The organism is Sphingobacterium sp. UBA5789 (genome assembly GCF_002418355.1).
Taxonomy (GTDB): Bacteria; Bacteroidota; Bacteroidia; order Sphingobacteriales; family Sphingobacteriaceae; genus Sphingobacterium.
Map to the genome: position 1 here is coordinate 604,955 of NZ_DIDX01000001.1, position 12,560 is coordinate 617,514.

Genomic DNA, 12,560 nt, shown 5'->3' on the forward strand with positions numbered 1-12,560 from the left:
AAGCTTTAAAAGAATAAAAACAAGTAAGGGATATCTGCATCAGATATCCCTTTTTTTATAGCACAATAATGATTACTGTGTTATTGTTATTTTGGTTTATTAATAACGGATTCCCCTATCTGATATTGTATGGCTGATATTCCAAAATAAAAATTTACAACAGAGTTTCTGGTCAGTATACCGAATACAGACGGCGCACAGATTGGCCCTGCATTTTAAAAAAATCTAAAGCATGGATACATTCGTTTATTGTTGTATATTCATGCTTTAGTTTATATAGTCTCAAATGGTGTCGAAAGCGATAAAATCTCTTTATTACGTACTGTTAATCCTGATTTCTTTTACAGTGAACGGTACTATGGTATCTGCACAGAACAATATTGATATTTCTGTTTACCCTAAAGTCGATCTGATTAACAGCAACTGGTCAATAGCCGGAAATATAGATGGTAATAACCCGAATATTCTTTCGGAGCTGACCTGGAAGGATAATGTAGCTTGGGGTGCAGGGGCCAGATTTTCTGTCATTTTGCATCCGCGAATTAAGCTTTCCTTACAGGCTGAACATAGCTTTATTGTATCCGGAACTGTCCGCGATGTAGATTATTCCGGAGACAATAGAACGCTGGTAGATAGGGACATGACATACGATAGCGGAGAAGGGAATGTTTCTTTTGCGACGCTACAACTTAATTATCTGCTGTGGAGAGGCGGAATAGATGTAGAAGGTTATGTATTTCCTCAATATCAGTATACCTCATTGACGATGATTGATCCTACTCTGGATCTTAGAAGTACATATAAAAGTAAGCTGCTGGGAGGGGGAATAGGTCTAAAGTTGGGTAAAGTGATAAGTCCAAAGTGGAAAATGTCCTTAAGTCCGCAGTTTGCCTTAAATAAGTATACTGCTGTTGCCAATTGGAATTTGAGAGAGGAATTTGCTCACCCGGTGAGTTTTAAGCACAAGATTGATGCTCCTCAATGGTCAGGAGTCTTCGATGTCACTTACAGTCCCACATCTAAACTTTATTTTTTGGCTTCTGCACGATACAATAGTCTGCTAAATGCTAAAAACGGTACAGATCAGTTATTCTATTCAAATGGAGAATCTACACATACCCGATTAAATGAAGTCGGATCTTCTATTGCTACATTTTCTTTAGGTGCCGGCATTTTGCTGAATTAATAAAAGCAAAAAACCGTATTTATTCTCCAAAAATAAATACGGTGCTATCGAATGGTCAATCAATAAAAGAACAATTCCTATAATTCTCTATTTAAAAACTAGAGTTATTTAGTAAAGTTTTTAGATTTTATTATAAAACTTGTTACTGCTCTTGTTTTTGGATCATCATTTTGAGTAATAGAGTTTAACTGAACAATAAATGCTTCTTCTACTTTTCTATTAAAATTAGTTCCTTTTGGTGCTTTATAAAGAATTGCATATCTGTTAGCAATAGGAGTTAACACATGATTCTGTGCATTATATGTATACCAAGAGTTCGGAACATTAGTATAAGGAAAAGTATTATTAATGATCTTAATTGTTAAGGTTTTTGCTAATTGAATTTTGGCAGTATCTAAAACACTTAAGTTGATATCATCTACAGAAGCAGCCTTAGAATCAAAATAGCCAAAACGGTAATTAGCAGAATCAGTAGGAGTAATATCTAAATTATAAAATTTACCCGCAAAAGAAAATAGCGCATTAGCCTTTGGTGATGTGGCATTTGCTTTTATGTTGTAAAAAATTGAATCAGTTGAAGGTGTCAGTGTTTGGCTTTGAACTTTTGCTTGTGTATCTTTCAATTCAGTATCAGGTACAACATCATTATTGTTATCTGAGCAGGAACTAAATCCAAGAGTTGTTAACGCTAAAAGTGAAATAGCAAAGCTATGTTTAAGGGTTTGAGTAAATTTCATTTTTTTTAAAATTATTTAGGATAAGATATTTGCATTAAAAGTTTGTCCGAAAGAAGAAAAGGTTTGTTGAGCTGCAGTAATAGCTTCTTCTTTAGCTGCCTCCTCTGTTACTTCCGCATTGATAATTCCGGTAAACTTAGCCCAGTTTTGGTGCGATTGTTCCCCATAGCCATTGAAGAAATTAAAACCTGTTTCAATGCCTCTTTGTTGCAGCATTTTGACAATATAAGGTCCACCCATAATAGAGCCTTCCAGCACGTATAGTGCGCCTATAGCTTGTGTAGCATTGTGGAGTGGAGGAAGAACTACTGAAGGAAGTTCTGCCAGAGATCCACCCAGAGCTTCAATATCCTGTGCAATATGGGATGCATTTCTTCTCACAGCATAATAAGGTTTCAGGCTTTCCGGCATTAAATTGTCTATTTGCTGCTCTATCCCTGAAAAGAATACATAGAAATGTTTTAGCAGATCAGCATAATCTGCATTGTTTTCAATCGCCTTTAGCTTATATACAACCGTTTTTTCTAATTCCTGGTGTCCTTGCTTTGTCGCTTCTTTGATTTGCTCGTTTAACATATCGTATTAATTTTTAGAATAAATTACTTGGTTTTTAAATTTTTAGATCCGTCTTCCTGGACGAAATATTTGAATGTAAAGTACGGCGCCGGCCAGTTAAGATCAGTGACAGCCGGTGGATTGCCTTTATAGATATTTACAATTTGTAGTTTGGCATATTTTCCGTTCGTTAATCTGATCACATAAGTTCTGTTTGGTACTACAACTACAAGATGATTAGTGACATTGTAATCATACCAACCCTGAGAATCCTCATTTATGATCATTCCAAAATCATTGAGTTGGCTCTTGTCAAAATCTGCATCACTTGGCGCTGTACTGACTTTGTCATAAGATTCTTTCATCAGTATTACCTTATGTCGGGATGTATTGCCAAATGCAGGATTGCCTGTTAATTGACCATTATTAATAAATAAAGTACTGTTGTATAAACCGGAAAATGCAATATCCCAGTCTGTTCCTTTAATATATTTAGCCGAATCGGCTGCTGTCTTTAACCAGGTTTGTTTCTGGTCCGAAAACCGGAAGAGAAAAGTATGGAAATCGCGTTTTTCTTTTCCGGGAGCACTGTTACCTACAGAAGCGTCTACATCTCCTGCCAGGTCAGTAATCACTGTACTGGTACCATCACTCAGTTCGACATTGGGACCGTCATTGGATTTGGAACAGCCTGTCCATAAAATCATTGCTGTAAGGCAAATAATAGCGTATCTGAATTTGTTCATGATTAGTGTTTTATTAATCTGTAAGATATGCCTGCTATCAGTGTCCTTCCGACCTGACCAGGTATGAGATAATTTATATAGTTGGATAAGTTTTCTCCGTTAAGCCGGATTGTTAACGGGAGCTTATCAAATTTCTTTTCTATAGTTGCATTATAGAGGATATGATCATTGACAAATACATCATATCTATCTATAAACTGGTTGCCGTTTGCATCTCCGAAAGGATAACGCCCTCTGAAATTGGCTCTGAGATTGAGTGTCATATTCCAGGGTTTGAAGGTATACATAAGGCCTACATTGAATTGATGTCTCGAGCGGTTTTCGAGTCCCCAGTAATCTTTTGCTGTAGGAGGGTAGGAGTTGCCTGTAGCTGGATCGTGTATATTCTGATTATATGGCCAGTTCCCTGCGCGTATACTGTCTTCTACACTGAGATCTTTAGCGATAAGGTATTGATAGCCGGCATTGAGTGTCAGATGCTCTGCAGGCTGAGCTGTGACTGTTACATCAAACCCCTTATTGACCGATTCAGGTAGATTCTGGTACGAATAAACGGCCATATTCCGTGTTCCGGTAGCGACCTGTATGCTGTTGATCTGGTTTTTGAGTTTATGGTGAAAATAGCTGCCTTCTACAGTATATTGTTTACTGATCTGCCAGGTAAATCCGGCATTGAATGATGTATTCTTTTCCGCCTGAAGATTACGGTCCAATTGATTGACAACATATTTTCTGATCTCCGAAATCTCACCTGCTTCTTCCATTCTTGTCAATGTTTCCTGTAATACTTCATTACCTATGACATAATAGTTGGCCGCCGGGTTATAGAATACCTGATATCTGGATTTAAAATCAGGAGCTTTAAAGCCGCTTCCGATGCCAGTCTTCAGAATTAGCTGAGGAACTACGGTATACTGAAGTCCCAGGCTTGGACTTAGTTTTCCGCCAAATCCTTCCGTATAATCATAGCGCAGTCCTGCTGTCAGCTTGAGCTGTTCCAGAAGTTCTTTGTTGCCTTGAGAATAAGCAAAGTAAGAGTTCTGGCTACGTGCTGCAAAGTTATTGACAGCTTCCATATGTTCCTGATTAAATCCGGCTCCGAAAGTTGCATTAAAAGTTTCACTGTTATATGCTACCTGCTGTTCCAGGCGGTGGATGTACTGGCTAAATTTATCATTTGTCAGTGTTGCCTGCTGTTGCTGCGTCCTGACATTGATATCAGACTTGTAGTAAGAGAAATAATAAGTTGATAATGATTTCCACTGTTCATTAAATCTTTTGTCAAAATAGACAGAAGTGTTAAAATCATGTTCGCGTTGTCTGTCTTCTGTAGCGTAATTCTCACTGTAGACTCGCGTCATATCCGAAGATCGGGTGTTCAGTCTGGCGTTCCATCCGATGTGCTGCTGATCACTTCCGATCTGATGGCGCACTTTTCCCTGGATAGCCATGTTAGTATACGGAGGAACGCTAGTTCCCCCTTCCATATATTGTTTATTGTTATTAAATCCATTGGTATGATAATAATTAGCAGATACAAGAGCAGAGCCCTTACCGTTATTAAATGATGTTTCTCCTTCTAGTGTGGCATCCAGAATCTGGAAACTTCCATAGTTGAGACTGGCATGCAATTGAGGGGTAATCGCTCCCAGACGGGTAATGATATTGATTGCTCCGCCTAAAGCATCGCTTCCATAGAGACAGGAAGATGCTCCTTTTATAATTTCTATGCGTTCTATATTTGCCACCGATATGCGGGACAGATCAAAGTTTCCGGAGTTGCGTCCCAGCATAGGCTGTCCATCGATCAGAATCATAATATACTGACTTGAGAATCCCTGCATCTGCACACCTACAGACCGCGCACCACCGGAAGTATTATTTACAATAGCAATACCCGTTTGTTCTTTCAGTATCTCATCCAGTCTTCTGCTACCCATCAGTTCGATTGTTTTTCGATCTATTACAGTTACCGGCATGGCTGCATTGGCCGGATCTATAAGCGTAGGTCTGGCTTTGTTAGTTTGTGTGATGGCGACCTCATCCAATACTTTATTTGATTTTTTAAGTACAAATTCGCGCTGGGCACCGCTTGTACCCGCTATGTATACCGACCCGGTATCGGTGACGAAACCAATGGCTGATATACTGTACTGATAGGTGCCCTGAAAAAGCTTGTTAAACCGAAATACTCCTTTTTCATCTGCTGAACCAACAATATGATCCGGCTCCAGAATAACAGATGCACGAGGTACAGGATGACCTGACTCATCGAGGACGATCCCCGTGAATACGTTTTTTTTCTGGGCTTGTGCAAGCTGTATGTTTCCTGCAACAGACATCATGATGAGAATAAGAGAAATAAAATACTTCAATTTTTATTTGTAATAAATCTAAATAACTTTGCAAGTATCATCAAACTTTGCCATAAAGTATTTATGTTATCTGTAATTTTATTTGTTTATTCTGTATTTTATTTTGTTCAAAACGTATTTTTATGTTTCGATCGTAATCAGGTATTAGGATTATAAATAGTTGTTTTACAGTGTTTTATTTTTAAAATTTAGTTGTTTTCACATCCTCTTTCAGATGTATTCTTATGCAGTAATCTATTTGGAATTGGTTTAAATAAAGGGTTGCTTTGTTGTATTCAAATTCATGAAAAAATATCAAATCATATAAATATGCAGAGGTTAAACATTTTTTTTATTGCACTTATACTGGTGTTGTCCGGAGAGGTAAGTCTTGCTCAGCAATCTGTACCCAAACGTATTGTCAGTCTGAATGGTACACTTACAGAGGTCGTGGATGCTTTGGGATTAAGTAAATCTATTGTTGCTACAGATGTAACAAGTGATTATCCTGCCTATGTAAAGTCTCTCCCAAAAGTGAGTAAAAACAGATCTGTATCTGCGGAGGGAGTATCTGCATTTCGTCCGGATCTGGTATTGGCTATAGAAGGTGAACTTAATCCCGATGTCCAGAGCCAGTTAAAAGCACTGAAAATACGGGTAGCATTAATAAAGCAGGAATTTACGGTTAATGGCGTAGTGCAGTTAGTGAAATCAGTAGGTAGTGCTGTGAATATGAGTACGCAAGCCAATACTTTGGCGACACAATTACAGAAGGATATCAATCAGGCCGTTGCGGCTTCAAAATCCAAAAAAGCAGTAAAGACAATGTTTGTCTATGCACGGGGTGCCGGAGCGATGAGTGTGGCCGGAGATAACACAGCGGTTGATGCTGTTATTAAACTGGCCGGAGGCCAGAATGCACTGAAAGGATTCACCGGATTCAAAACATATAACACGGAAGCATTAGTTGCTGCCAATCCGGACGCTATATTATTATTTGACTTTGGTCTTTCCAGTCTTGGCGGAAAAGAAGGTGTTCTCAAAATGCCGGGAGTCAATCTGACTACAGCCGGTAAAAACAAACGAATTGTGACGATGGATGCTACATTGCTCAATAATTTCAGCATTCGTCTGCCACTTGCTATCCGTACATTGCACGATAAAATATCGGCTAATTAGTATGTCCGGAATGAAATATATCTTGATTTACAGTTTGCTGAGTATATTGCTCGTTCTGGTAATGATCTTTTCTCTGGGTATGGGCTCTATACGTATTCCAAGTCAGGATGTAGTGGTGATTCTGTTACAGAAACTGCATATGTTTTCCGACAGAACGATGGATGAACTGAATGCTAATGTTATTTATCAGATACGTCTGCCGAGGATTTTGCTTGGCGTACTGGTAGGAGCGGCATTAGGTGTCAGCGGAGCTGCTATACAGGGTGTATTCCGGAATCCGCTTGCCGAACCGGGTCTTATGGGGATTTCTACAGGAGCTTCATTATTTGCAGCCATTGTCATTTCTTTTGAGGCAGCGCTTGCAGCAGCTGTATCTGCCGCATTCAATTCCTACATGCTGGCCTTTGCGGCTTTTGTGGGAGCTTCACTGGCTGTATTCTTTGTGTACCGTATTTCTATAACGGATGGCAAACCTCATATTGCAACGATGTTGTTAGCCGGTATTGCTATTAATGCATTTGCAGGAGCTCTTACCGGATTGCTGAGTTATCTGGCTACGGAACAACAACTTCGTTCCATTACCTTTTGGTCACTGGGAAGTCTGGCCGGGGCCAACTGGGATACTATAAAAGTTTTATTTCCATGTGTGCTGATTCCTATAGTGGCGTTACCCTTCTTCGGGAAGAAGTTGAATGTATTTGCCTTGGGAGAGTCACAGGCAGAGATGATGGGTGTCAATACCGGAAAGCTAAAGGTACTGGTGATTACGTTCTCTACATTGGCTGTAGGAGCTGCGGTTGCTTTTTCGGGAGTTATCAGTTTTGTAGGGCTGCTGGTGCCGCATGCCATACGTCTGGTAGGAGGAGTGGACAATCGGTATGTGCTGGTCGCTTCGGCACTGGCCGGAGCACTCGTTCTTACCTTGTCAGATCTGGTATCACGTACCGTTATTCAGCCGCTAGAACTTCCTATCGGGGTAATTACGGCACTGCTGGGTACACCTGTGTTTTTATATATATTGATTAGGGATAAAAGTAAAATGTAATTATGATGATGTTGCAGGCACATTCTTTATCTTATCAGGTCAAAGGAAGAACCATTGTCAGAGATGTTGATTTCTCGGTTTCTGAAGGCGAGTTCTTAGCGATTATCGGATCAAATGGAGCAGGGAAGACATCTTTGCTTCGCCTCATTGCCGGTGATCTGAAACCTTCGGATGGCGAACTGTTATTCAAAGGCAAGCCGGTAAAGAATTATAAACTAAAAGAGCTGGCATTACACCGGGCATTGCTTCACCAATCGAATGCAATGAGTATGCCCTTTACTGTTGAAGAGATTGTAAGAATGGGGCGTTATCACCTTTCAACACCAGTGGAACAACACGAAATAGCGGTAGCGGAGACCATGAAAATATGTGCTGTAGATCATCTTTCCGATCGTAAGATTCAACAATTATCCGGAGGGGAGCAGCAACGTGTACATCTGGCGCGTGTATTAGCGCAGGTATGGGATCAAAAGAATGTATTGTTGTTATTGGATGAACCCATCAGCAGTATGGATATGCAGTTCCAGCATAAAACACTGGCCATTGCAAAGGCTCTGACGAAAGTGGGTTTTACGGTTGTGGCGATTCTGCATGAACTTAATCTGGTCGCGCAATATGCAGACCGGGTACTGATGATGAAATCCGGCCGCAAATGGTGGGACGGGGCGCCAATGGAAGTCCTTACTCCGCAAAATATATTTACCATATTTGGGGTACATTCTCAGGTTTCTATTATTCCTGAAACACTGACACCACGTATAGATCCGATGACAGTTGAATTTACAGCGACAACATTCAATTCAAATTATAAACACTATCAACATATGGAACTTAAATTAAAATACGAAGCATATAAAAAAGAAAATCCTAAGGCACGGATTTACGATTGTGCCAAAGCTTTGCAGGTTAGTGAAATGCAATTACTGCTGACTCAGCTTTCTGACGATGTTGTTTTGCTACAGCCCGAAATGATTTCCATTCTGCAGGAAATAAATCAGCTCGGCTATGTAATGGCCTTGACCCGTAATGAAAGCTGTGTGCACGAACGCAAAGGTGTATATCCCGTGCCTACAGCTACTGATCATGTGTTGCTGTTCAATGATGAAGATATAGATCTGCGTATCTTTCTGAGCCAATGGCACTATGCATTTGCGGTTCGGATGGGTCCGCTTTACGGTTTACAGTTTTTTGATCAGAACGGAACTGCTGTACACAAAATTTATCTGACGGAGGAGAGCGACCATAAAGCCTATCACCGTCTTGTCGGCAGATTTAAAGCTGCAGATCAAAACTATTTTACATTGGAATCAGAAAAAGAATATGTAGATGTTCATATTCCGGATAGCGAAGTGGATGTGACAGGTTTTCAAAAAGACTGGTTAGCGATGAAAGACAGTCATGAATTTTTTGGAATATTAAGAAAATATAATCTCAAACGTACGCAGGCGTTGCGACTGGCTCCGGAAGGAAGAACTAAGCAAATAGAAGTGGAATCTTTGACTGAACGTATAGAATCTGCCAGTTCCTTACAGGTGCCATTAATGATTTTTGTTGCCAATAAAGGTTGTATTCAGATCCATACAGGACAGGTAGACAAGGTAGCAAAGATGGCAAACTGGTTTAATGTACTCGATCCCAAGTTTAATCTTCATCTGAATATGGATCAGATCAAAGAGGTCTGGATCGTAAGCAAACCTTCCACAGACGGAGATGTACATGCGCTCGAGGCCTATGACAGTCACGGAGAACTGATTGTTCAGATTTTCGGAAAACGTAAGCCTGGTGTAGAAGAATTGCAGTCCTGGCGGGATCTGGTAGCTGTCAGAGAGGGAAGTGCGTATTAGCCTCTGATAAGTTCACTCGGAAGAATTCCGTAATATTTTTTGAAAGCATGTGTGAAGCTGGCCTGGTGTTTAAAACCTACCTTTATTCCGACTTCATACATGTTTTTTTGTTCCTGTATAATTAAGCGTTTTGCCTCTTCCATACGGATACGTGTAATGTAATTGTATATTGTCGTACCGAAATGCTGCTTAAAGCCGTTTCTTAGTTTAAACTCATTCAGCAGAACCAGTTTTGAAAGCTGCTTGTGTGTAGGCGGACTGACAAACTGATTTCTCAGTATACGCAGTACTTCTTCCAGTTTCTGGATATCTTCTGCCCGAAGGCTGTCATCCAGCTTTCCTCCCACATGATTGAACTGCTCAAACTGCAGCATGATCAGTTCCAGTACACGGGCATTGACAAAAATCTGCTTGAGCTCATTTTTGGTATTGGTGGTGCGCAGGTCTTCTATTATCTTGATCATCTCTGTGGTAGCAAAGAGATCGTCCTCTACGATAGAAGTAACTGTTTTACTTTTCATACGCTCTTTGAAAAGTGCATGTAAAGGACTTGGGATAGTGACCAGATTATTATAAAACTCCGGTGTCATGATCAGCAGAAAATAAAGGAATTGCTGTCCCGGCTCTACATCATGTTCTTCATACAGCGAGGGAATATAGCGGATATTATGCTTGCTGAAGGTATAACCTCTTCCAGAATCATTTTTAGAAAGAATAAACTGGCTGACAATAGCTTCGCTGTCGATTTCGGATATAATTTTACTCTGCTGCGCAAATCGCATATCAGCCTGCAGGATAAAGATTCCACGGCTTAAGATCTGATACGTAGAGATATCAATCGGAAATTTGTTGATGGCGATGTGTTTCTCCGAAATTGCTGTCTGTGCATGCGGGTGCTCAGGCAGTTCTTCCCAGAATAACCATTCGTTATGATCCTTTATTTTAGCCTTGATAACCATCCTTATCTACAAATATAATCTATTTGTATTTATTCTAAATAGATCCTGCTGTTAAAACTTTGTTACTTGAGCTTTTCGTTATTTTTATGTCGGTCAGCGTCCCGTATAGATTTTTTCTCCAGATTCTTTTGCAGTGCATCCGTCAGATCTATTCCTGTCTGATTTGCAAGACACATAAGCACAAACAGGACATCAGCCATTTCATCCGCCAGATTCACTTCTTTATCCGACTTTTTAAAAGACTGCTCTCCATATTGTCTGGCCATAATCCTGGCCACTTCACCTACTTCTTCCATCAGCATAGCTGTATTCGTCAGTTCGTTAAAATAACGTATTCCTGTAGTATTGATCCATTGATCAATGGTCTCCTGTGCTTCTTTGATCGTCATGATTGTGTTGATTTAAAAATTCAATAATATCCTTTGTAAACAGTTCTGGTTGTTCAAAATGAATATTGTGTTCAATGTCCGGATATCTTTTATGCGTAACCCAGGGTTTGAACTGTTTCGTAAATATACGGTTCTCTTCGTCGAATGGTAATGGATCAGCCTCCGAATAGGCTTCCATAAGTAATATCGGAATATGCAGGTTACGATAGATAATCAGCGGATCTATAGACGTTATAGAACGGGCAAACATGGGGCTTTTGCTTGGTCGAAGTACTGTGTTTTTGAAATCTTCCGCTGTGGAAAGCCCAAGAAAGGGTTCCAGATCTTTGTAAATGATCCACTTTCCCTGTTTATTCTTTGAAATCCACGACAGGAGTTCAAATTGTGAGGACTGATCTGTTGAATCTTTTAAAAAATCAAAAGCAGCCTGTTGGGATTCAAATTCCTGAAGGTAAGGGTTGTTTTGTGGAGAAATAGCGGTCTGTTTTTGAATAAGACTGTCTAATGCAGTATCATTAAGTTTATGGAAGTAACTGTTAAATGCTACAGTACCACCTTCTTCCAGGATAAGTCCGCGAACGCTGGAAGGATAGCTATCATAAAAGGCTGTGGCTATATAAGCTCCTCTGGAAAATCCACCGATATAAGCTTTTGAAATGTTTAGTTTATCCAAAAGAAAATGTACATCATCTGCCGCATGATAAAGGGATACTTCATGTGCCGGAATCGGAGTCTGTCCGTGTCCGTAATAATCGATCGCAATCACAAAATATCCTGCATCTGCCAGGTGAGGGGCGATAGACATCAGCTCATATGCATTTGTCAGACTTCCGTGCAGCCACACAACTGCAGGGTGCTTACTGTTACCCCAGCTGAGATAATGAAGACGTACATTTGGAGTTTGTATATAATTACCGTGTTCAGCTTCGTAAGTTGTATAAAGCTGCTCTGCCTGACTAAATGAGTTCATGCTGGCCTGTTTCTGAGCTGTGGCAGCCAAGTGAACACATAGCAAGGCTATGATCAAAAGTAAAGGTTTCGGACAGATAGGATACGCCATCAGAAATTATCTTTATCCTGTGTATTCATAATGATCGTGACAGGACCGTCATTCCGAAGATCAATTTTCATATCCGCACCAAAAATACCACACTGTACTTCTTTACCTAACAGTTGAGACAGGCAGGCCGACATAGCTTCGTACATCGGAATAGCTTTTTCCGGACGTGCGGCACGGATAAAGGATGGCCTGTTGCCTTTTTTAGTCTGTGCAAATAAAGTAAATTGGGAGATCAGTAATATATTACCATCAATATCCTGGACGGATTTATTCATAAGTCCGTTTTCATCTGAGAAGATGCGTAAGTTGACAAATTTTTGAGCCATCCATTTCATATCTTCTTCCGTATCTGCATCTTCGATACCAATCAGGATCAGCAGACCCTGATTAATTTTTCCGGTGATGACATCTTCTACTGTACATGATGCCTGTGTTACACGTTGTATTACTGCTCGCATCCTGCAATATTAATAAAAATCATAAGACAAGCATTCAAAAGAGAGACG

12 protein-coding genes are annotated in these 12,560 nt (G+C 40.1%); 4 read left to right on the top strand and 8 right to left on the bottom strand.

Going from position 1 to position 12,560, the window contains the following annotated elements:
* Positions 1-286: 286 nt before the first annotated feature.
* A complete protein-coding gene (locus tag B4B65_RS02660; RefSeq protein WP_293913177.1) occupies positions 287-1,186 on the top strand; it encodes a hypothetical protein in 900 nt (299 codons plus the stop codon).
* A 104-nt stretch (positions 1,187-1,290) separates the two neighbouring features.
* On the opposite strand, the gene B4B65_RS02665 is transcribed toward B4B65_RS02660, so the two are convergent.
* From B4B65_RS02665 to B4B65_RS02680, 4 genes are read right to left on the bottom strand one after another with little or no spacing between them, the layout of a single operon-like run.
* Positions 1,291-1,923: a hypothetical protein gene (locus tag B4B65_RS02665; RefSeq protein ID WP_293913179.1), complete on the bottom strand. Its 633-nt coding sequence runs from the start codon at positions 1,921-1,923 to the stop codon at positions 1,291-1,293.
* A gap of 15 nt (positions 1,924-1,938) precedes the next feature.
* Positions 1,939-2,499 (bottom strand): biliverdin-producing heme oxygenase, encoded by a 561-nt coding sequence (locus B4B65_RS02670; protein ID WP_293913181.1) that lies wholly within the window; start codon positions 2,497-2,499, stop codon positions 1,939-1,941.
* A 23-nt stretch (positions 2,500-2,522) separates the two neighbouring features.
* Entirely contained in the window at positions 2,523-3,224 is a 702-nt protein-coding gene (locus tag B4B65_RS02675; protein ID WP_293913183.1) for an HmuY family protein, read from the bottom strand.
* 2 nt (positions 3,225-3,226) lie between these two features.
* Complete coding sequence (locus B4B65_RS02680; RefSeq protein WP_293913185.1) at positions 3,227-5,599, bottom strand: TonB-dependent receptor; 2,373 nt, start codon at positions 5,597-5,599, stop codon at positions 3,227-3,229.
* 309 nt (positions 5,600-5,908) lie between these two features.
* Here B4B65_RS02680 and B4B65_RS02685 point away from each other — a divergent pair, with 309 nt between their 5' ends.
* From B4B65_RS02685 to B4B65_RS02695, 3 genes are read left to right on the top strand one after another with little or no spacing between them, the layout of a single operon-like run.
* Entirely contained in the window at positions 5,909-6,757 is an 849-nt protein-coding gene (locus tag B4B65_RS02685; protein ID WP_201681379.1) for a heme/hemin ABC transporter substrate-binding protein, read from the top strand.
* 10 nt (positions 6,758-6,767) lie between these two features.
* Positions 6,768-7,802 (top strand): FecCD family ABC transporter permease, encoded by a 1,035-nt coding sequence (locus tag B4B65_RS02690; RefSeq protein WP_293913187.1) that lies wholly within the window; start codon positions 6,768-6,770, stop codon positions 7,800-7,802.
* Between the two features lie 2 nt (positions 7,803-7,804).
* Entirely contained in the window at positions 7,805-9,646 is a 1,842-nt protein-coding gene (locus B4B65_RS02695; RefSeq protein WP_293913189.1) for a heme ABC transporter ATP-binding protein, read from the top strand.
* Here the strand turns inward: B4B65_RS02695 and B4B65_RS02700 are convergent.
* The 4 genes from B4B65_RS02700 to dtd all read right to left on the bottom strand — a co-directional run bounded on the left by B4B65_RS02700 (position 9,643) and on the right by dtd (position 12,512).
* A complete protein-coding gene (locus B4B65_RS02700) occupies positions 9,643-10,605 on the bottom strand; it encodes a helix-turn-helix transcriptional regulator (RefSeq protein WP_293913191.1) in 963 nt (320 codons plus the stop codon). The two genes, B4B65_RS02695 and B4B65_RS02700, sit on opposite strands and share 4 nt — an antisense overlap.
* Positions 10,606-10,667: 62 nt before the next feature.
* Positions 10,668-10,994, bottom strand: a complete 327-nt coding sequence (locus tag B4B65_RS02705; protein WP_003008656.1) for a nucleotide pyrophosphohydrolase — start codon at positions 10,992-10,994, stop codon at positions 10,668-10,670.
* Positions 10,963-12,054, bottom strand: a complete 1,092-nt coding sequence (locus tag B4B65_RS02710) for an alpha/beta fold hydrolase (RefSeq protein ID WP_293913194.1) — start codon at positions 12,052-12,054, stop codon at positions 10,963-10,965. The genes B4B65_RS02705 and B4B65_RS02710 overlap by 32 nt, the downstream gene beginning before the upstream one ends.
* Positions 12,054-12,512 (bottom strand): D-aminoacyl-tRNA deacylase, encoded by a 459-nt coding sequence (dtd, locus tag B4B65_RS02715; RefSeq protein WP_293913196.1) that lies wholly within the window; start codon positions 12,510-12,512, stop codon positions 12,054-12,056. Before dtd ends, B4B65_RS02710 begins: the two co-directional genes overlap by 1 nt.
* Positions 12,513-12,560: the final 48 nt, after the last annotated feature.